The organism is Alcaligenes phenolicus, assembly GCF_032063905.1.
In the GTDB taxonomy this organism is placed as follows: domain Bacteria; phylum Pseudomonadota; class Gammaproteobacteria; order Burkholderiales; family Burkholderiaceae_B; genus Alcaligenes; species Alcaligenes phenolicus.
The window spans coordinates 123554-143196 of record NZ_DAMBOE010000001.1; the positions used below are offsets into that span (position 1 = coordinate 123554).

Here is a 19643-nt window from a genome sequence, read left to right on the forward strand (position 1 = left end):
GCTTGGCGGGCCTTTGGCCGCAGACCGAGCCTCCATGTTTACCCTGCATGGATGGTTTGCCAGCAGGTTTTTCGGATTATTCCTAGACCTGCACGGCGCCCGGAATCTTACGATTTGAAGCATCGATGGGGGCTCGTGATCCGCAAGGCGGCTTGCGATGCGCCTCTCTTGTTGCCGGGGCTCTTCATGTTTGCACCTTCTGTGTTTCAACAATCGTCCGGATGTTTGACCTACCGCCCGTCCAGAACGCTGGCTCGGTCCACCCGTCGCGCCCGCTCCGAGTCGGGCTTGTGGGTGCCAAGGCCTGCGGTGGCCTTGCCGGGTGCTCAGGCAGGGGGAGCCATCATCAGCCGGTCTGTCTTGCTGGATGCCTTGCACAAGGATCAGATTCAGGCCTGGTTGCAGCCCAAGGTGACGGTGCGCTCTCAGAAGCTGGTGGCGCTGGAAGCCTTGGCCCGTTGGCGTCATCCGCAGTTGGGCTTGTTATCGCCCCATGTGTTTTTGCCCTGGTTCAGCGAGCACGGCCTGGATGAAGCCTTACTGATGCACGTCCTGCAAGAGGTTTTGGGCCTGCAGGCGTACTGGCTACGTCAAGGAACGGTGATGCCGGTGTCGGTGAATTTGCCCACACATTTGCTCGATGATGCTGGCCTGCCTGATCGCTTGATGGCTTGTGTGCAGGCCAAGCGGGGGCGAGCCTGTGACATCACTTTCGAGTTGCTGGAGAACTCTGACACCAAGACTGCTTGCGCCTTGTTCATGGGGGCTTGTCGCTTGGTGGCGATGGGTTTTGGGCTGGCTCAGGATGATGTGGGGGTGGACTACAGCTCTATGGAGCGACTGGCTGGTGCGCCGTTTTCAGAGCTGAAGCTGGATCGGCGCTTTGTGCATGGCTTGTCGGCTGATCGTCAGCAGGCGGCGCAGGTTCTGGGCTGGATTGCGACCGCCAAGGAGCGTGGCTTGCGTGTGACGGCAGAGGGTGTGGAAGCCCAGGCCGATCTGGATATCCTGCAGCAAATGGGTTGTGACTATGCCCAAGGCTATTTGTTTGCCAAACCCACTCCGGCTTTCGAACTGGATATGTGGATGCGTCAGCGTTGGCCAGCCTAGGTGAACAGGTTGTTTTGGGTACAGAACGCAATCAGGTCCTGGTTGTTATGTACATTCAATTTGCGCATGGCGGATGCTTTTTGCGCGCTGATGGTTTTGATGCTGCGATTTAATTGTTCAGCAATGCTGCTGATGGAGTCACCCATGGCAAACAGGCGCAGCACTTCAAATTCACGCGGGCTCAAGGAGGCCAGACGATCAGGCACCGAGCTTTCCAGCACGTCCTTGGGTGTGTCTTGCTTGAAATTGGCCGGGTAATATTTCACGCCTTGACGCAACAAATGCAGGGCCACCAGCGCCTCGGACAGTTCATCCTGTTTGAGTACCACCCCTTGTACGCCAGCATCGTACAAAGAAGAAATAATCATGGGGTTGGACACCATGGTCAACACAATCAGCTTGACGTCGGGAAAGTGGCGTCGCAGGTAGGAGATGAAGCGCATCCCGTCGCCATATTGCTCATCGCCCGGCATGGAGTAGTCGGTAATGATGGCATCGGGCTGGCTTTTTTGCAGGTGTTCGACCAGCTCCGAGGGGCTGGCCGCTACGGCCTCCACGCTCAGGTTGATATCGCGGCCCAGCAGTTCGCGTATCCCCATCAGGATCAATGGGTGATCGTCTGCAATGATGACGCGCAGTTTTTGAATCGCGGGCATACCGGGGTTCCTTGACTGTTTCGCTAAGCTTGTTCGATCAGGTCGCGTAGTGCGTTGCAAACTGCGACGGCTGTTTGAATCTGTGTTTCAGTTTGTTGAGTATTCTGCCTGAAATTCTGTTCCAGTTCTTTCACTCTGTCTGCGATTTCATGCAAACCCATTACCACCAGCGCACCGGCCATGCGATGCAAGATGGCCTGACTGTTGGTGGCATTCTGTTCTTGCAGGGCCTGTTCCAGAGCTTCCAGATCCTTGTTCATGGTGCTGCGGAAAATAGCCCGGTAGCGTTGAGGCACGGGCGAGCTGATCAGGGATTCCAGCAAATTGCCCAAGGTAGCCAGATTCATGGGTTTGACCAGGCAGGCGTTCATGCCGCTTTGGGTGCAGCGTTGGGCTTCGTCACGCATGGCGTTGGCGGTAATGCCAATAATGGGGGCGCTCATGCCTTGGGCGCGCAAGCGGCGCGCCAGCTCGTAGCCCGTCATATTGGGCATGTTCACGTCCGTTAGCAGCAGATCGTGGTTATTGCCATCCCACAGGCCCAGTGCTTCCTCCCCATCCTGAGCCAGGGTAACCTGGCATCCCAAACGCTCCAGCTGCTCGCGCAAGGTCGCCTGATTCAGGGGATTGTCTTCGGCCACCAGCACATGCAGACCGGGTCGACCAGGGGCTTTGATGGCGGTTTTGACAGGGGGCGCGGTCTTGGCTTCCTGCTCGGGCGTAGCCTGTTGCTGTGTCTGCCAATGCTCCAGCGCACGGGCAATGCTTTCCGGGTTGGTGCCGTCGGCCTCGGGCAAGGTGGCGCTGCCGTCGCGTGCAGACACGCTGACATACAGGCCAGGCCAGTGTGGAGCCGGTTTGCTGCCGGGCATCATCACATCCAGCAAGATATCTTCGGCCTTGCCTGTTAGCGGATAGCTGGGCAGTATGGCCTGGGCCTGGGCATTCCAGTGCTTGAGCCAGGTGCAAATGGACTCGGACAATTCGGCATGGGGGGTGCGTACATGCAGCTTCATGCCTTGCAGATCGGGTGCAGGGCGGGTCTGCTCTTGTGCAGGCTCCAGAGGCAGATTTAGCGTAAAAGAGAAACTGCTGCCCAGACCAGGCTCGCTGGTCAGTTGAATCTGGCTGCCCATCAGTTCGGTCAGACGGGCACAAATCGACAAGCCCAAGCCTGCCCCACGTATGGTGTGTTCTCCTGAATGAGCCACATAAAACGGGGTAAACAGCTTGTCCTGGCGTTCGTGCTCAATGCCTACGCCGCTATCGGCTACCTGAAACAGCAACTGCGCCTTGCCTTGGGTGACCCGTTCCTGGCGTAGCCGCACAATAATGTGGCCGGCCTGGGTGAACTTGACGGCATTGCTGATCAGATTGCTCAATACCTGGCGTATATGCAGAGGATCGCCCAGAACGCTGCGCGGCACATCCGGGTCTACATGGCAAAACAGCAGCAGATTTTTCTGCTGCGCCATGGCGCTATACGTGGCCGTGCAATCCTGCACCAGCTCTACCGGGTCCAGGCTTACGGATTGCACATGAGTCTGGCCCGCCTCAATTCGGCTGATGTCCAGAATGTCGCTGATGATTTGCAGCAACTGGCGCGAAGCCCCCTGGATACGATCCACCTGCTGGTGCTGCTGGCCGTCCAGTTCGGTCATGGACAGTAATTCCAAGGAACCCAGCACGCCGTACAAGGGCGTGCGGATCTCGTGACTCATGGTGGCCAGGAAGGCGGACTTGGCCGAACTGGCTTCGTCTGCGGCGGTGCGCGCGCGTTCCAGCTCGCGTTGAATTTCTTCTTGTGCAGTCAGATCCATCAGGACGCACAGCAAAACATCCTGTTCGTGGTACCGGCTGGGTGCACAGGCCAGATGCAGGCTGCGGCCATCGGGTAAATCCACTTTTCCTTCGCTGGCGTCGGGGCCTTGTTGCTGCAGCTCGCTCAATGCCAGGGACAGGGGCGCCTGCTCGGGCAATAGATCCCCTGCCTCCAGTTCCAACCATTCCAGGGCTTGCGCATTGCCAAAAATAATCTGGCGTTTTTCCTTGCTGATGACACACAGTGCCACTGGCGAGGTATCAATCAGGTTGCGATTGAAGTCCTGGCTTTCCAGTAGTGCCTGTTGCGCCTGGCGGGCCGGTTCTACGACACGGTGCCCATACCAGCGGGCATAGGCCAGGCCGCCCAACAAACTCAATAATAGAAAAGCGACCGTACCCAATGGCACCCAGGTGCTATCCAGCAACTGGCTGGGGCTGATCAGATAGCGGCCCGTCCAGGTTCCCGAAGGATCGCGCATCTGGAAGGCCAGTCCTTGCAGGCTGAAGGTAAAGCCATCCTGTGTCAGGTCGGGGGAGTCGTCCTTCCCGATCAACAACCCTTGCTCGGTGTGGTGCAGCCAGAAGCGATAGCCCAGTGGGGCTTCGGATTGATTGAAAAACTCGCGCAGCCTGCCTTTGTCAAACAGGCTCATGGCCTGGAATCGGGTCGGGTCCGCGCCGGGCACTGGCAGGCCAGGCAAGGATAGGGGAATGATGCCCAGCATGTGCAGCGGGTGTTCGGGCAAGGAAACCCATTTCACGGCAGACGGGTTGGAGACAAGGTTGCCGGGGGGCTGAATGTGTTGGCGTGCCTCTTTGTGTGAAGCAATGGGCAAGACCGTATCCGTGCGGGAGGACTCCAGCTCCGGAATGCTCAAACTGTCTTCCATGTCAGGATGGAACAGGAACAGGTAGCCGGATGGAAAATAGGACAGGGCCCAGAAGGACGCAAAGCTGTCGGCCAGGTCGGCACCCATCGTCCCGTAAGCCTCTTTGGGCGCACGGCAATGCTGCTCGCAAATCATGGAAAAGGATACGCTGGCGGTGGGCCGCCAGATGCTGACGGCATGGCCGCTCTCCACGGGTGGTGGCTCGGGCTCCGGGCCCGCTTCAAGCTTGCTGGCATCTGCCTTTAATTGCGCCAGAAAGCGTTCCTGCTCGTGGATATAAGCCACCGTCACCGTGAAATCTGATTCCAGACGATGGCGCTCATTGCTGAAAAAATGCTGGCCGCCTACGACCAGCGCGCCTAGCAAAATAAAGGAAACAGGAATAACGCCGAGCAACAGCCGTGTGTGTCCACGCGAGCGTCGCGTCATGCGGTTAAAAGGTGAATTGGCCATGGTTCTCCGTGGGGTCGCCGTACGGGGCAAGTCCTGCCGTATCATACCGTCCCGCGTCGCGATGGCAGTGCAGGAGTCGCAGTTTAAAGGCAGGCTTAAAGCGTCGGAGGCTGCAGGCTGTCGCGCAAGGCAGCCATGGGCAAAGGCTTGATCAGCAGGGTATCCATGCCTGCGGCGGACCATTCCTTGTCTTTATCCAGAATGGCATTGGCGGTAATGCCAATAATGCGCCCCTGGTAGTTTTCCGCCCGCAGGGCGCGGGCCAGGGAGTAGCCATCCATGCCGGGCATGAACAGGTCGGTAAAGACAATATCAAAGCGGTTCTTGTCGGTCAGCGCCAGGGCGGCTTCGCCACTGGCTTCCAGATGGCTGGTGCAGCCCAGCACGGTCAGTTGCTCCTGAAGAATCTGCCGGTTCACCGGATTATCGTCAACCACCAGCACGTGCTGGGCCCGGACGGGTAGCGTAAAAGGCTCGTCGGCCCGTACAGGAGCGCAGTCCAATGCCTGAGCCTGTTGTACTGCCTGCATGATGTCATTCATGGCTGTGGACGCGGTGTAAAAACAGTCCGGATTGTCGGTTTGAGTGCTCGTACTTTGGGTGTTGGGCTGAACCATGACCTGACGGCCCGTCCATTCAGGCGTGCTGGTGGCATAAGAAGGCCAGCTATGGACCAGCACCGTACCAGGTTTGGCTGGCTGGCCTGTGTAGGGCAAGGCATAGGCACCCCAGTGACGCAGCCATTTGCTGACGTTGGACACAATCTCGGGAATGTCTCCGGTGACATACACGGGTCGGAACGCCAGCACAGACTCCGGTGCTGGCGGCGTACCGGGGGGCGTGGCAATAGGCAAAATCACTTCAAAGGTAATGCTGGTTCCCAGACCGGGTTCGCTGACCACGGACAGGGACCCGCCCATCAGGCTGGCCAGGCGCTGGCAAATAGGCAGACCCAGACCTGTACCGGGCTGCTTGCTGATGCCGCCTTCGTTCAGGCTGAAGTAGGGCTGGAACAGCTTGGGCAATACTTCTGCACTGATGCCGTGACCCGAGTCCGTAATCTGAAAACGCAGGGCCAGACGTTTGCCCGGTTGAGGCTCGGTATGCAGACGCAGCACCACATGCCCCGAGGTCGTGAACTTGATGGCATTGCTGATCAGATTGCTCAATATCTGGCGGATCTTCAAGGGGTCGCCAATCGTAGGCACCAAAGCTCGTACCGGGGTTACGGAATACAGCAGCAAGCCCTTGTTTTGCGCGGTGGCCGCAAAGGCGGCAATCACTTCATCCACCTGCTCTTGCGGCGTAAATTCGCGTGGCTCCAGAGTGACGTGGCCCGCTTCAATGCGCGACAGGTCCAGCGATTCGCCCACCACCCGGAATAGGGTTTCTGCCGAGCGGCGCAAGGTGTCCAGATAGGGAGAAGAGTGTGGGTGTTTCTCGGACAGGGACAGCAGTTCCAGCGTGCCCAGAATGCCGTACAGAGGCGTGCGGATTTCATGGCTCATCGTGGTCAGGAACTGGGTCTTGGCGATATTGGCATTTTCAGCCAATTGGCGGGAATGACGCAGGGCCGCCTCTTCTGCTTTCTCGCTGGTAATGTCAATGATGGAGCACAGGGCCGCCCGATTGCCACGGTAGCTCAGGCTGATGGCATGCACGCGCACGCTGCGGCCATCCTTCAAGGTGAGGTCGGTGCAGGCGCTTTGTTCATGCTCTCCCGGCAGCCGCGAGCGCCATTGCTCATCACCTTGCATCCAGGTCCGTGCTTGCAGGTTTTCCTGGAAGATCACCTCGCCCTGGGCATCGACCAGGGCCAGACCCACAGGGGCCATGGCAATCAGCTTGCGATTCAGGGACACACTATCGACCAGGCTTTGCTGCTGCTGGCGGGCAGGCAGGAGCAAACGGCGTCGGATCAGGCTGGCACCGACCAGAACAATGGTGGTGAACACGGTCAGCGTCAGCAAGGCGGTGATCAGGGCACGGCGACCATCGTGCAGCAATTGCTGGATGGGCAAGGCATAGAGCACTCGCAAGCCACCTGTGCCGATGGATTTGCTCAGGATGATATGGTGCGGCCAGCCTTTGCCATCAAAACCAAAATAGTCTTGCTGTACCCAACGCAGCTCGGATGAGTCGGGCGGGGCACTGCTGTACAGGACAGCTTGTCCGCGTATATCGAACAAAATGTATTCGGTGCTGGGTGGCGGGGGCGTCAGGGTCAGCGCACGGTCTATGTCCTTTAGTTCCAGTCCCAGCCAGGCGCCCTGACGGTTGTCCCTGTCGATAGGGGTGTAGGCCACCAGCTGCGAGGTGGAGTCAACGTCCTGGTGCAGCCAGACCACAGGAATCTGCCGGGCATGGGGCTCTTGATTGATAGTGATCAGGCGCGTAGCCAAGGCATCGGCTTGAGGCTCCCAGGACAGACGCTGACCATCGCGTTCCAGGCGATAGTCCTGAACGGGGTTCAGCTCGCTGTAACGCAGGGTGCCCGTGCGATGGATGGCATTCCAATGACGACGCGTCAATAACAAGGTGTAGTGATCGAGCGAACGGTTGTCCGGCGTGTTCATGGTTTCCAGATTGCTGCGCTGGTCGGAGAGTACCACGGTGTCCGGCGCCACTGCGGTGGCGGCTACAGCGCGTAGCAACACCTCACGCTGGTCAAAGAACAATTGCGCATGGTCGGCGGCGCTATTGAGCTGTCGTCGATATTCGGAAATCAGGTGCGTGGCCGAAGCATACAGGTAGGCCCCGGTGCCCAGTGAAGCACACAAGATCAGGATCAGCGACAGCGCGCCCAGCAAGACGCTGGGAAAGCGTGGAACCTGCATGGCTGGCAGGTTCTCACGCAGGGGGCCGCCGCCTAGCTGCCTTGTCTTCATACCGCACCGTCCTGGGCGGTATCCTGTTTGGCCAGATCGCCCGGCAGCATGGGATCAGGATCGCGATTGACGCAGCTCAGACGAACCAGCTGATAGTTCAGGTTTTCAGCATTTTCGGACAGCTCGTAGCGAGCGCGGCACAGCTGACCGTCACGGCTGATATCCAGATAGCCGCGCATTTGTTCGGGCGAGACCATGGTCAGAATGCGGCCGCGCGGGTCGGTCATGCCCAGTTGCTGGCCCGAGGCGTCGCGCACCATGGCACCAAAGGGCAGGGACGCACCTTGTTCGTCGCGCAGTTCAAATTGCACGCGGTAGCCGACTTCGGCCTTGAAGGTCGCCAAGGCAACAGCGCCACGGGTAGGCACGATTTGCTGCACCGCATTGTTGAACTCGGCGTTTTTCGGAGCGTTGCGTGTATCCAGGCTGACGTGGTTGCTGCGATACGGCGTGGCGTTGGGGATGATGGCGTAGCCGTTCGAGCCCGTTTTCACACCGGCATGGCTGGAAACGCCCACACCCGCAACAGGTGGTTCCACCTTGGCCAGCATTATGGTCTCGCCCAGAGCCTGCCCCAGATTCACGCCACCACTGTGCGCCACAATCGAGCCATTGGCCGAGAAGTTGCCGGAGCTGTGACGGTTGCCATAAGAGTAGCCTGCATTCATGCGAGCAAAGGAAGTGGCTGTGCCCACATTGACCGAGGCACTGCTGTCACCGGCTGCACTGCGACCACCGGCAACGGCATAGCTGATTTCACGTTCGGTAGGCAGCAGGCCGCTGGCACCGGCCTGGACCGCATTGCCGGAATTGTCGTGGTTGACGGTGGTAAAGCTTTGTGGCGCGTTCGGGCCGCTACCCAGAGGAATGCTCAGGGTCAGCATGATGGCGTTGTCGTGTGAACGCGAAGGACCGAACGAGGATTGCAGGTTGCGGGTACGGGTGTAGGACAGGTTGTAGTTCACCTTGCCGATATGGTTGCTGTACCCCACCGACAAGCTGTTGGAGGAATCCTTGTCCCAGCTCTTGTTGTAGGAGGCGCTCAGGTACATATTGCCGCCGCCTACGGGCTGGCTGATGTTGGCATCAATACGCTGACGCGAGTCGCGCTGACCGTACAGACGCAGGTGCGAAGGGGCTTCGCTGGCGTTGACGTGATCGGCCAGGGTGCGATAGCCACGGCTCAGATCGTGACGCATATTGATGGACACGTTCGAGCCGGTGGTTTCGATGAACTTGTTGTAACGCAGGTTCATGCTGGTGCCCTGGGTTTGCTGGCCCTGCACACGGCTGGTGGATCGGGTTGCATCCAGCGACACCGCGCCCAACTGGGTATTCATGCCGACACCCAAAGAGTAGGCGTTGAAATCTTTGGAGACCTGCACACCCGCGGCCAGGGTGGTGTTGGTGCTGACGCCATACAGCATGGAGCCGCTGACAAAGTGGGGGCGCTCCTGCATATCGTCGTTCAGGCGCACCTGACCGGCGGCGATGTCGTAGCTCAGGCGGCCTTCGCGCACCATCAAGGGTGGAGCCGAAAAAGCCTGGCGCAAGGTGCGACGTGAGCCATCGGCTTCGATAATGGTAATTTCCAGATCCCCATTCGAGCCCGAGGGGGCCAGGTCGCTGATCGCAAAGGGGCCTGGAGCCACGTTGGAGGTGTAGATCACATAGCCGTTCTGGCGCACTTCCACGGTGGCATTGCTCTCGGCCGTGCCACGGATCACTGGTGCGTAGCCTTGCTCGCTGTCAGGACGCATGGCGTCATCCGAGAGCATTTGCACACCCATAAAGCGCACGCTGTCAAAAAGCGGCGAGCGGGTATAGGTTTGACCGGCCAGCACCTGGCTTTTCAGGCTGACAATATCGCGCTGGGCATAGGTGTTCTGGTTGGTAAAGGTGCTGGAACGGTTGGTGCCCGAGCTGTAGTAGGAGTTGTTGCGTACGCGCCAGGAGCCGATGTTCACGCCCATGCGCAGGTCTGCGCTGACGTCATTGGTGGCGGACATGCCCTTGCTCTGGTCACGGCGCACATTGAGGCCGTAATTCACAAAGGCAGCGGTCTGACCCGAATCCCACAGCGAAGGGTCTACATAGCCGCGCTTGCTGGGGTTCAGATAAATTTGGGGAATGCTCAGCATCAAACGCAGCTGGGCGCTTTCATATACCGCTGTAGCTTCGGGCACGATCTCAGGCAGGCGCAGACAAGTGGCCCCCACCGATACCGGGGCGGGCAGCTTGCTCATGTCAATCCCGACCTGATCGAGCATTTCCTGATCAAAACAGGGCTCGTTCTCGTCGGTGCGCGGGTTGTGCTTGAAGGTGATGTCGCGCCGTCCAGTGCGCTGCTGGTTTACATACAGGTCTACCCGCTGTACACCCTCGGGCACGTTGCTGTTCGAGAGCAAGGTGCGCAGGTCAGCGGTGGAGGCCTGGCCTTGCAGGAAGGCCATGTTAAAGCCCAGTGTTTCCGTGTTATCCAGAGCGGCCACTTGAACCGCTTCAGCCTGATTGTCCTGGGCAGCGGGAACGGTGACAGAGTTCGTCTGAGCCTGGGCAGAGCCAGCCGCCATGACCATGCAGGGCAGCAAGGCAAGCCACAGCGCGGCCAGTGGCTTGCGGCTGATGGGTCGAATGCGTTGGCAGAACTGACGGTTTTTTGTGAACATGACTCTGCACCCAGGGGGCGTAATTGACGATTTGAAGACGTGCAAGGGCTCCTGCTACTGGCCAGGTGCCAGTAGCCGAAAGGGTCAGACGTGAGGCGGGGGGAGGCGGTGCGCGACGCCGCTGTCTTACGGAGTGTCGGTGCTCAAGGCACGGCCCTGAACTTTGGTCTGGCCGTTCAGGCGCACTTCATACGGGTCGGCACTGCCGTAGTCGCTGATAGCGCGAAACTGCAAGGTGTCCTGGGCACCCGAGCGGCCCAGTGGCAGCAGACGAGTCTGGCCGGGGGCAATCATGCCGGGGTCTTCCATATCCTGGCCCTTGGCGGTGCGCAGGGTGGACATGGACACGTGATATGCGCTGGGGTTGTGGACTTCCAGCATGGGTTTGCCCTGACTGTTCACCACAGACCACTGCAGCTGGGCAGGGGCCTGCTCTGCCGAACCGGGCAGGCCGTCAGGACGGAAAAATAATTTGATCCGTTGGCGAATGGCAATCTGCAGCTGGTTTTCACCGGGCCCCTGTTGGGGGATTTCCTGGATGTTCAGCCAGAGCACGGTTTCGCGGTCGCGGGGCAGGCCTTGATCACCACCGGCATAGAGCACGCGCATCACTTGTTGTCCGTTAGGGGCAACTTTGACCAATGCGGGGGTGATGGCAAAAGGCAGTTCAGCCTGATCGTGATCGGTATTCGTTTCCAGCCAGGACTGAACCAGGATGGGCGAATTGTCGTTGCGAACCACGATGGAGGCTTCTTGTTGTTTCTCGGGCAGGATCAAGCGAGTACCGCTCAAGGAGATCGATGCGTTTGCCTGGCTGCTTAACAGCGCAGCGCTCAGGGTTAGACATCCGAAAGCCAGTTTCTTGAAAGTTAAGATGGACATGGTTCATTCTCCTTGAGGGGTAGGTCTGGCAAAGAGGATCACCCTTTGCCAGGGGCTTATGCGGTCTTATTCGTAAGACAGCTCGTAAGCAACGGTCGCGTTGGCTTGGCCACCGACCACATCAGCCAGTTCAGCACCGGCTTTGCGGGTGTAGTAGGCGGTCAGAGGGATGTTGATGGCGCCGTCAGCGTAAGGCGCTTCCAAAGTGGCGGTGCCGCTGGTGAAGTCCAGAGGGGCGTCGTTGTTGACCAGCATGATCTGCACGTTCTGGGCGCCACCGGTAACCGCAATACCCTTGCCGGAGGTGTTGGTAGGAGCCAGCTTCAGTGCAACCTTGGTACCGCTTGCGCATTCAACTTGCATGTCGATGTTCTTGGCGATCGAGGTGATGCCACCAGCCGAGGTAGCGGGCTGGGCTTCGGTACCCAGCGTCTTGGCCGACACGGGGCCCATGTCTACCAGCATGTTGGCACCGGAGCTGGAGGCACCAGGCGAGCGCACGGTGCAGCTGTCAGCGTTGATGCTGCCCACAAAGTTGATGTTGCCGCGGGCACCGATAGTGGATTCGGCTTGAGCACCGGCTGCAGCGAAAGCGGAAAGGATAGTGAGGCCGAAAAGGATCTTTTTCATGATTGATTTGACTTCCGATTGTTGGACAAACGAAGCAACCTTGTTGTACGCCTTGGGGCGCTCTAAGGTTCCCAGGAGTGTGCTCTGTTTGGGCACAATTGAAGTTTAGGAAATCAATCGGTGAAAAGATTTAGGACTATTCTTAAAATTCAGACTTGTTAATTGAGAGGATTTGTTTTTTTAATTAAATTCTCTGTCAAGTAGCTTGAATGCTTGCTTTGCAATTCTTGACGATTAAGCGCTGTGAATGCAAGTGTCTATTAAATACAGGAAAAGTATTCTCGGATTAGTCTTAAATAATTAAATGGTTTGCGCTTTTAGAATTTCATCATCAATCAGCCCATATAAGGGTTGCAAACAAATTGTGATGAATGAGGAGCGCGATATGTGGAACGTTCTATTCAAAAGACCGGAGCTGTCCCGCCAGCGGACTGTGTGGCCCAAAGCGCTGATCCTGCCTATTGTCTTGCTGATGGGCGTGGGCCAGGTGCAGGCTCAGTCGGCGACCTGTTTCAGATCCCGGGACCTTACACCCAGTACCAACTGGAGCATGGCCCCTAGCGGCAGCGTTTTTAAAAATGGAGATATAGTGGGGCGTACGTCCGCCTACGCCCAGTACTACGTCCCTATTGCCCATGGTGAAACGATCAGAATCGATGCTAACGGGCAGATAGTAAGTAATCCTTATAGGGCCGTCCCCTTGAGCGGAATGCCTGGATTGGGCTTGATTGTGCGCTGGTCGGGGTATTCCTCCACTGTTACTTTGACGCCAGTAGGCCCGGTTGCACCGTCAGGAACCATTATCTCCAGCAGTCAGTGGACATCCATGTTGCAGGCGCGGACCACGGCTAATTACACACTGACCCAGTTTTATAGTTTTGAACTGGTGGTGATTGATGACAAGGTATACAGGGGTGGCAAGTTGACCTTTACTGAGGTAGATAAAGTTCGGGTTCTGATAGCCAACCAAAGAGGCACGGGTACCCCTCAGCTTTGTGTCGATGGCTATATAGATCCTATGGCGGCGTTGACCGGCACGGTACAGGTGCCAGAATTGCCCAGACCTGCCTTGCCAAGTTGCAAGTTCTCCACCAGTACCTTGACGCAGAGCGTCACCTTGGGGCCGGTTGATCCTGGTCAGATTCCCTCTTCCAGTACACTTCGCCCTTCGGGGGAAGCAGGGCAGAATTATTTCCTGATTGAGGGAACCGGTTGTACGAAAGACACCAAGCTGAGTTTCTATTTCACCGATACTCGGGATACGGCAACGACAAAAAACTATTTGCTGACGAGTAATCCGGCAGTGGGCATACGACTGTTTTATCGTGGTGAGTATGAACCCCTGCCTTTTGGCCCCGCACCTTCCGGCTCCTGGGTGCCGCAGCGTTATGCACCGACGTTAGGACCGGCAACGGCAGACGGGGCGACGTTGACTACCGGCTTTACCGCCCAGTACGTACGCCTTCCGAATAAAACCGAAGCTGACATCAGACCAGGACCTTTGGAGGCAGCGGCCACCTTTGTGATTATGTATCCCTGATAAGCAGCGAATAAAAAATGGAGCCAACAGGCTCCATTTTTTATTTCTTGTCCGGGCTTTGCTGCCAGCGCAAATAGGCGTTGCGAGTCTGGGCAGAGACAGATTCCAGCACTTTTTGATGCGTCACCTTGTGGCGTGCCAGCAAGCGGGCATCAGCCACCGTGCGGGATTTGCAGAACCAGTGGCAACTGTGCTGAAACAGGTATAGCTCCGCCGACAAATGATAGGCCCGGCTTTTGGGATCAAGCTGTTCAGGGTTCTCGACCATGTGGCGCAGCCCGGCGGCATGAATCTGCAGGAGCTGACGAAAGTCTCGCGTCATGGACGGGATGATTCGTTCTGCATAAGGCACACAGAAGGGCAGCATGACCACACGGGTGCTTTCTGCGGGTTCCTTTTGCAGCAGATCCGCCAAGGATTGAACCTGCGTCGCCACGGCATGTTCAGTTTGGGCAAACATCTCCAGAACCTGCAGTTGGCGCGAGGGATCCTGTTCACCGATGGCACGGGCATAGCCTTCTGTCAGCGTTTCCATATGACGCTCCAGCTGGAAGCTGCTCAGGTGGCGGCCCAGCAAGATAATGCGCCCGCGTTGATAGCGTGCCCGCACAAAATGCAAGGCAATAGCGGCGATCAGAAGAAGTATGACTGTGTCCATCACTCGTGTTTCCGTGCTGGGTCAGGCACCTTGTTCTTGTTTCCCCGCTGCAGGGTTACGCCCGACCATAAAAAACTGCTGCCAAAATAGCAGCCGGCCATTGTATCCCGTCATTCTTTATTCTTGCTTCCATTCTCCTCAGGGATTGCCACAAGTGACCCCGCATAGATCGCATAGGTCTGCAACGCCGAATGGGGGGCTGCCATTGCGAGTGGCCCCCAAGGTCGAATACGGATTCATCCTTGGGGAGCCAGTCATGCAGACAGTGCTACTTTGGCTTGGCAGCAGCCCTTAAGTGCAAGGGCTGGCTATGGCAGGGCTGGTGTGCAGATTGCAGCCCAGTTTTGATTTGCAATCTGCTCTGTTCTTACGCTTTGCCTGCTGCTGAAAGGGCGGGATTGTTGGAGGCCAGTGCTCGCTCCTGACTGATCTGACGCACCACCAGGAACATGCACAGCGCCGAGACAATAATGCAGGGAATGGCCGAACTGATCACACCAGCAGCACCGTAGCCCTGGCTAAGCAGCATACCTGCAATGGTCGGTCCCAAGGTGGCCCCAATGCGGCCGACTGCAGCGGCAGTGCCTACACCTGTGGCTCGCACGGCAGTGGGGTAGACGATGCCGCCAAAAGCATACAGGACACCTTGGCAACCGATGACAAAAGCGCCCGTCAATGCGGCGGCCCAATACATTTGTCCCAAGCCCGATGCGCCGTTCAGACTAAGCAAACCGGCCAGGATTCCGCCATACATCAGCGCGATTACCAACGCCTTGTGCCAGCGGTCTGTCAGATAGCCCAGCAAGACGGTGCCCACGGTTGCGCTGACCATGAACCAGAATTGTGCGGTGCTGCCTTGCTTGCGGCTAAAGCCCAGCTCCTGGAACAGGGAAGGCAGCCAGCTCAGCATCAGATATACCACCATCAGCGTGAAGAAATAGCTGACCCACAGGAGCAGCGTACGGGTGGCCAGACCATTGCTGAACAGATCCTGGAAGCGTCCCTGGACGATGTTCTGGCTTTGGCGTGCCTGCAGAAACTCGCGTGATTCAGGCAAGAACCACACCATGACAGGAATAACGAGCAGGGGCAGCAAGCCGCCCAGGTAAAAGATGTTTTTCCAGTTCTCGCCAAAGTTGGAGGCGGCCACCAGTGACAGGATGGCTGCACCCACAGGCATGCCCGCATACATCATGCCCACAGCGCGGGCACGGTGCTCTGGCTTGACCGATTCGGCGGCCAGAGTGATCAGGTTGGGCATGGCTGCGCCTAGCCCGGCACCAGCCAGAAAGCGTACCATCAACAGAATGGCCAGGCTGTTGACCCAGGCGGTGAACAAGGTAAACAGGGCAAAGATGGCGACCGAGGCAATCAGCACGGCCTTGCGACCGTATTTATCGGCCCAGCGCCCGCCCATCAGTGAACCGGGCAGCAGTCCCAGAATGCCTGCACTTAAAAAATAGCCCTGATAGGTTTTATCCAGACCAAACTCCGCTGCTACGCCTTTAACGGCAATGCCAGCAGCCTGAATATCCATGCCTTCGATAACAGCGATCAGAAAGCAGATCGCCACGGTAATGACCGCGTGTCTGCGGCCGTGGGTTTGTGTCATTGCGATGTCTCCTCGGTTGACCGGGACGTTTTTTTTCTTGCTTCTGCGACCTGCCCGCCCCGAATTCAGGGCGCAGAAATCCGCTCACCGCGCGCTAAAGCGGCGGTGAGTCGGGGTAGAGCTTTTTTTTCGATTTTTTGGAATCAGGCCGTCGCGGCTTGTCGTTGCAGCAAGTCCAGAGCCACGTCCACAATCATGTCTTCCTGGCCGCCCACCATGCGGCGTTTGCCCAGTTCGACCAGAATGTCCACGGTTTTCAGGCCGTATTTCTGGGCGGCTACTTCGCTGTGACGCAAGAAGCTGCTGTAGACGCCTGCATAGCCCAGAGCCAGGGTTTCGCGGTCTACGCGCACCGGGCGATCCTGCAAGGGGCGCACAATATCGTCCGCTGCATCCATCAGGGTGTACAGATCCGTGCCATGATTCCAGCCCATGCGTGCGGCGGCAGCAATAAACACTTCCAGCGGAGCATTGCCGGCTCCGGCACCCATGCCCGCCAGGCTGGCATCAATGCGGTCGCAGCCTTCTTCCACGGCCACAATGCTGTTGGCCACACCCAGGGACAGGTTGTGATGGGCGTGAATGCCGGTTTCGGTTTCGGGCTTGAGCACATCCTTGAAAGCGCGGAAACGGTCGCGCACATCGTTCATGTTCAAGGCCCCGCCCGAGTCGACCACATAGCAGCAGGTTGCCCCGTAGCTTTCCATCAGCTTGGCTTGTTCAGCCAAATGTTGAGGCGTGGTCATGTGGCTCATCATCAGAAAGCCCACCGTGTCCATGCCCAGATTGCGGGCATATTCAATGTACTGTTTGCTGACGTCGGCCTCGGTACAGTGCGTGGCCACCCGCACAATGCGGGCACCGGCGTCATAAGCGGCTTTCAGATCGTGAATGGTGCCAATGCCAGGCAGCAGCAAGGTGGCAATCCTGGCATGGGTAATGACCGAGGCTACGGCCTCAATCCATTCCAGATCGGTGTGTGCGCCAAAACCGTAGTTGAAGCTGGAGCCACACAGCCCGTCGCCGTGGGCCACTTCGATGGAATCGACCTTGGCCTGATCCAGGGCACGGGCAATATCCATGGCGTTTTGCACGCTGTATTGATGACGCACCGCGTGGCTGCCGTCGCGCAGGGTCACGTCGGAAATAAAGAGCTTCTTGTTGGGATCGTGTGCCATTGTGATGTCCTTGCGTGTCATGCGGTTTGCGTCAGCAGGCGGGTTTGGGCCAGACGCTCGGCGCAGGCCAGCGCAGCACTGGTCATGATGTCCAGGTTGCCAGCATAGGCAGGCAGATAGTGTGCGGCGCCTTCCACCTCGATGAACACCGAAGTTTTCAGGCCGGAGCGCCATCCCAGACCGGGCACATTGATGGGCTTGTCCTCGGGGATCACATCGAACTGCACTTTTTGCTTGAGGCGATAGCCTGGCACGTAGGCCTGAACCTTGTCGGCCATGCGCTGGATGGACTGCTCGATTTCCGCTTCCTGGCCCGGATCGCTGAGGGTGTAGACGGTATCGCGCATCAGCAAAGGCGGCTCGGCCGGGTTGAGCACAATGATGGCCTTGCCTACGGTGGCACCGCCTACGACCTGCATGGCTTTGCTGGTGGTTTCAGTAAACTCGTCAATATTGGCGCGGGTGCCCGGACCGGCGGATTTGGACGAGATCGAGGCAATGATCTCGGCGTAGTGCACGGGGGTGACCTGCGAGACCGCTGCAATGATAGGGACGGTGGCCTGCCCGCCGCAGGTGACCATATTGATGTTGGGTGCGTCCAGATTGTCGTCCAGGTTCACGACCGGGATGGTGTAGGGGCCGATAGCCGCAGGGGTCAGGTCAATGACCTGGATGCCATGCTCTTGCAGGACGGCATTGTGACGGGCGTGGGCTCCGGCGCTGGTCGCATCAAACACAATGCGAATGTCCTTGAAGTTGGGCAGCTTCAACAGCCCATCCAGTCCTTCATGGGTGGTGGGCACGCCAAGGCGGGCCGCACGGGCCAGACCATCAGAGGCCGGGTCGATGCCGACCATTGCGCCCATTTTCAGGTGTTTGCTTTGGCGCATCACCTTGATCATCAGGTCGGTGCCGATATTGCCCGAGCCTATGATGGCGACGGCAATGCCGTTGGGGTTTGTCATGTGTGTTACTCCGTACAAAGAGGACTTAGCCTGCGCTGAAGGTGACGGATACCGAGCCTATGCCTTCGATCACGGCTTCAAAGTGATCACCGGGAGCAACGGGTGCCATCGGGCCTAGTGCACCGGTCAGAATCAGATCGCCGGCCCGTAGCGGTTCGCCCAGTTTGGCCATGGTGCGGGCCAGCCAGGCGGCGGCATTAAAGGGGTGGCCCAGGCATTCGGCACCGCTGCCACTGGAGGCCAGTTCCCCATTGCGATGCAGGCTCATGCGGGCATTGCGCAGGTCCAGGCCGTCCAGGCGACGAGCAGGGCCGCCCAGCACGTACAGGCCGCTGGAGGCGTTGTCGGCCACGGTATCCACAAAGCGGATATCCCAGTTGGCAATGCGGCTGCCCACGATCTCCAGAGAGGGCATGATCCAGCCCACTGCTGCGGCGACATCGCCAAAGCTGGTGTCGGCATGGGGCAGGTCGCGCTCCAGTACCAGGGCAATTTCGGCTTCAATCTTGGGTTGCAGGACACGCTCGACAGGGACGGTTTCGCCATCGCCATAGGCCATGTCGGCAAACAGGGCGCCAAAGTCGGGTTGCGATACGCCCAGTTGCTTCTGGACCTTGGGGTTGGTCAGGCCAATCTTGCGGCCTGTCAGGCGACGGCCTTGGGCAAGCCCACGGGCAATATTGATGCGCTGGATGGTGTAGGCCGCCTCGGCATTGTCTTCACCAATCAGGCTGCGAATCGGGTCTATGGACTGATTGCTGCTCTCGGCCTGGCGCAGACGGCTGGCCAGGGTATCGAGCAGATCGCTGGATGCCTTGTTCATCTCAACGCTCCAGGAAATCCAGAACCAGCTGGTTGAATTTCTCGGCATGTTCCCACTGCGCCCAGTGACCGCACTGGTTGTAGACATGCAGCTCGGAGTTGGGAATGCCAGCCAGCAGACGCAGGCCGGTATCAAAAGGGACAACCCGGTCCTGACGGCCCCAGATGATCAGGGTAGGGGCGGTGATGCCAGGCAGACGTGGGCTGAAATCGGGGAACTGGCGCGGATTGGCTTCCAGGGATTTCAGGAAGTTTTCCAGGTGGTCCTTGCGGCTGAGCATATTGTTCAGACGGGCTTGCAGCAGCTCTTCGGTCAGCACGCTGGCGTCGAAGACGAACACATTGTTAAAGCGCTTCAGGTTTTCCAGCGTGGGCTCGCGGTACAGACCGTTCAGCAGCTTGATACCTTCGCTGGGCATGGGGGTAAACAGGCTCATGCCACCTGTGCCGCCACCCATCAGAACCAGCTTGGCCACGCGCTCGGGCCAGGTCAGGGCAAAGGCCACCGAGCTATGGCCGCCCATGGAATTGCCCAGCATGTGGATTTTGTCTATGCCCAGTTGGTCAATAATGCTTTTCACCACACGGGCGTTCAGGTCGGAGCGTGAACCGCCGTTGACGATGGAATCGCTCTTGCCCCAGCCAGGACAGTCGATCAGCAGGACGCGATAACCAGCCTGGGTCAGCGGTTCAATATTGCGATTGAAGTTGGCCCAGCCGGTGGCACCGGGGCCCGAGCCGTGCAGCATGACAACCGTCTGTTCGCCCTGACCCAGATCGTTGTAGTGGATGCGCAGTTCCTTGCCTTCCTCGACCACGGTCGCGAAACGGCTGTAATCAGATTCATTCAGACTCATGACAATCTC

At 58.2% G+C, this 19643-nt stretch carries 14 protein-coding genes; 2 read left to right on the top strand and 12 right to left on the bottom strand.

Annotated features, from left to right (window positions below):
• The first annotated feature begins 186 nt into the window (after window positions 1–186).
• The gene (locus U2949_RS00555) at window positions 187–1110 is read left to right on the top strand and encodes an EAL domain-containing protein (RefSeq protein WP_321285548.1); all 924 of its coding nucleotides are present in this window, start codon (window positions 187–189) and stop codon (window positions 1108–1110) included.
• Here U2949_RS00555 and U2949_RS00560 read toward each other — a convergent pair.
• From U2949_RS00560 to U2949_RS00585, 6 genes are all read right to left on the bottom strand, one after another.
• On the bottom strand, window positions 1107–1766 hold the full coding sequence (locus tag U2949_RS00560) for a response regulator (protein ID WP_035275285.1): 660 nt from the start codon (window positions 1764–1766) through the stop codon (window positions 1107–1109). The genes U2949_RS00555 and U2949_RS00560 overlap by 4 nt on opposite strands.
• A 23-nt stretch (window positions 1767–1789) precedes the next feature.
• Complete coding sequence (locus U2949_RS00565; RefSeq protein ID WP_321285550.1) at window positions 1790–4933, bottom strand: hybrid sensor histidine kinase/response regulator; 3144 nt, start codon at window positions 4931–4933, stop codon at window positions 1790–1792.
• 95 nt (window positions 4934–5028) lie between these two features.
• Entirely contained in the window at window positions 5029–7821 is a 2793-nt protein-coding gene (locus U2949_RS00570) for an ATP-binding protein (RefSeq protein ID WP_321285552.1), read from the bottom strand.
• On the bottom strand, window positions 7818–10490 hold the full coding sequence (locus tag U2949_RS00575; protein WP_321285554.1) for a fimbria/pilus outer membrane usher protein: 2673 nt from the start codon (window positions 10488–10490) through the stop codon (window positions 7818–7820). Before U2949_RS00575 ends, U2949_RS00570 begins: the two co-directional genes overlap by 4 nt.
• Window positions 10491–10616: 126 nt before the next feature.
• Complete coding sequence (locus tag U2949_RS00580; RefSeq protein ID WP_321285556.1) at window positions 10617–11372, bottom strand: fimbrial biogenesis chaperone; 756 nt, start codon at window positions 11370–11372, stop codon at window positions 10617–10619.
• Window positions 11373–11438: 66 nt separating this feature from the next.
• Window positions 11439–12002 carry a fimbrial protein gene (locus tag U2949_RS00585; RefSeq protein WP_026484618.1) on the bottom strand — a complete coding sequence of 188 codons (564 nt, stop codon included), beginning with the start codon at window positions 12000–12002 and terminating at the stop codon, window positions 11439–11441.
• Between the two features lie 385 nt (window positions 12003–12387).
• On the opposite strand from U2949_RS00585, the gene U2949_RS00590 reads away from it, so the two are divergent.
• Complete coding sequence (locus tag U2949_RS00590; protein WP_321285558.1) at window positions 12388–13542, top strand: fimbrial protein; 1155 nt, start codon at window positions 12388–12390, stop codon at window positions 13540–13542.
• Window positions 13543–13582: 40 nt separating this feature from the next.
• Here the strand turns inward: U2949_RS00590 and U2949_RS00595 are convergent, their stop codons facing one another.
• From U2949_RS00595 to U2949_RS00620, 6 genes are all read right to left on the bottom strand, one after another.
• Window positions 13583–14200: a hypothetical protein gene (locus tag U2949_RS00595; protein ID WP_026484801.1), complete on the bottom strand. Its 618-nt coding sequence runs from the start codon at window positions 14198–14200 to the stop codon at window positions 13583–13585.
• Between the two features lie 367 nt (window positions 14201–14567).
• Window positions 14568–15812, bottom strand: a complete 1245-nt coding sequence (mhpT, locus tag U2949_RS00600; protein WP_321285562.1) for a 3-(3-hydroxy-phenyl)propionate transporter MhpT — start codon at window positions 15810–15812, stop codon at window positions 14568–14570.
• A 143-nt stretch (window positions 15813–15955) separates the two neighbouring features.
• Window positions 15956–16990 (bottom strand): 4-hydroxy-2-oxovalerate aldolase, encoded by a 1035-nt coding sequence (gene dmpG, locus U2949_RS00605; RefSeq protein ID WP_026484799.1) that lies wholly within the window; start codon window positions 16988–16990, stop codon window positions 15956–15958.
• 17 nt (window positions 16991–17007) lie between these two features.
• Complete coding sequence (locus U2949_RS00610) at window positions 17008–17955, bottom strand: acetaldehyde dehydrogenase (acetylating) (protein WP_026484798.1); 948 nt, start codon at window positions 17953–17955, stop codon at window positions 17008–17010.
• Between the two features lie 25 nt (window positions 17956–17980).
• On the bottom strand, window positions 17981–18778 hold the full coding sequence (mhpD, locus tag U2949_RS00615) for a 2-keto-4-pentenoate hydratase (protein WP_257723570.1): 798 nt from the start codon (window positions 18776–18778) through the stop codon (window positions 17981–17983).
• 1 nt (window position 18779) lies between these two features.
• The gene (locus U2949_RS00620; protein WP_042487227.1) at window positions 18780–19634 is read right to left on the bottom strand and encodes an alpha/beta fold hydrolase; all 855 of its coding nucleotides are present in this window, start codon (window positions 19632–19634) and stop codon (window positions 18780–18782) included.
• Between the last annotated feature and the right edge of the window lie 9 nt (window positions 19635–19643).

Coding starts and splice junctions, on each gene's coding strand:
- U2949_RS00620 (WP_042487227.1), bottom strand. CDS start 19,634: ATGAGTCTGAATGAATCTGATTACAGCCGTTTCGCGACCGTGGTCGAG.
- U2949_RS00585 (WP_026484618.1), bottom strand. CDS start 12,002: ATGAAAAAGATCCTTTTCGGCCTCACTATCCTTTCCGCTTTCGCTGCA.
- U2949_RS00565 (WP_321285550.1), bottom strand. CDS start 4,933: ATGGCCAATTCACCTTTTAACCGCATGACGCGACGCTCGCGTGGACAC.
- U2949_RS00590 (WP_321285558.1), top strand. CDS start 12,388: ATGTGGAACGTTCTATTCAAAAGACCGGAGCTGTCCCGCCAGCGGACT.
- U2949_RS00580 (WP_321285556.1), bottom strand. CDS start 11,372: ATGTCCATCTTAACTTTCAAGAAACTGGCTTTCGGATGTCTAACCCTG.
- dmpG (WP_026484799.1), bottom strand. CDS start 16,990: ATGGCACACGATCCCAACAAGAAGCTCTTTATTTCCGACGTGACCCTG.
- U2949_RS00610 (WP_026484798.1), bottom strand. CDS start 17,955: ATGACAAACCCCAACGGCATTGCCGTCGCCATCATAGGCTCGGGCAAT.
- U2949_RS00560 (WP_035275285.1), bottom strand. CDS start 1,766: ATGCCCGCGATTCAAAAACTGCGCGTCATCATTGCAGACGATCACCCA.
- mhpT (WP_321285562.1), bottom strand. CDS start 15,812: ATGACACAAACCCACGGCCGCAGACACGCGGTCATTACCGTGGCGATC.
- U2949_RS00570 (WP_321285552.1), bottom strand. CDS start 7,821: ATGAAGACAAGGCAGCTAGGCGGCGGCCCCCTGCGTGAGAACCTGCCA.
- U2949_RS00555 (WP_321285548.1), top strand. CDS start 187: ATGTTTGCACCTTCTGTGTTTCAACAATCGTCCGGATGTTTGACCTAC.
- mhpD (WP_257723570.1), bottom strand. CDS start 18,778: ATGAACAAGGCATCCAGCGATCTGCTCGATACCCTGGCCAGCCGTCTG.
- U2949_RS00595 (WP_026484801.1), bottom strand. CDS start 14,200: ATGGACACAGTCATACTTCTTCTGATCGCCGCTATTGCCTTGCATTTT.
- U2949_RS00575 (WP_321285554.1), bottom strand. CDS start 10,490: ATGTTCACAAAAAACCGTCAGTTCTGCCAACGCATTCGACCCATCAGC.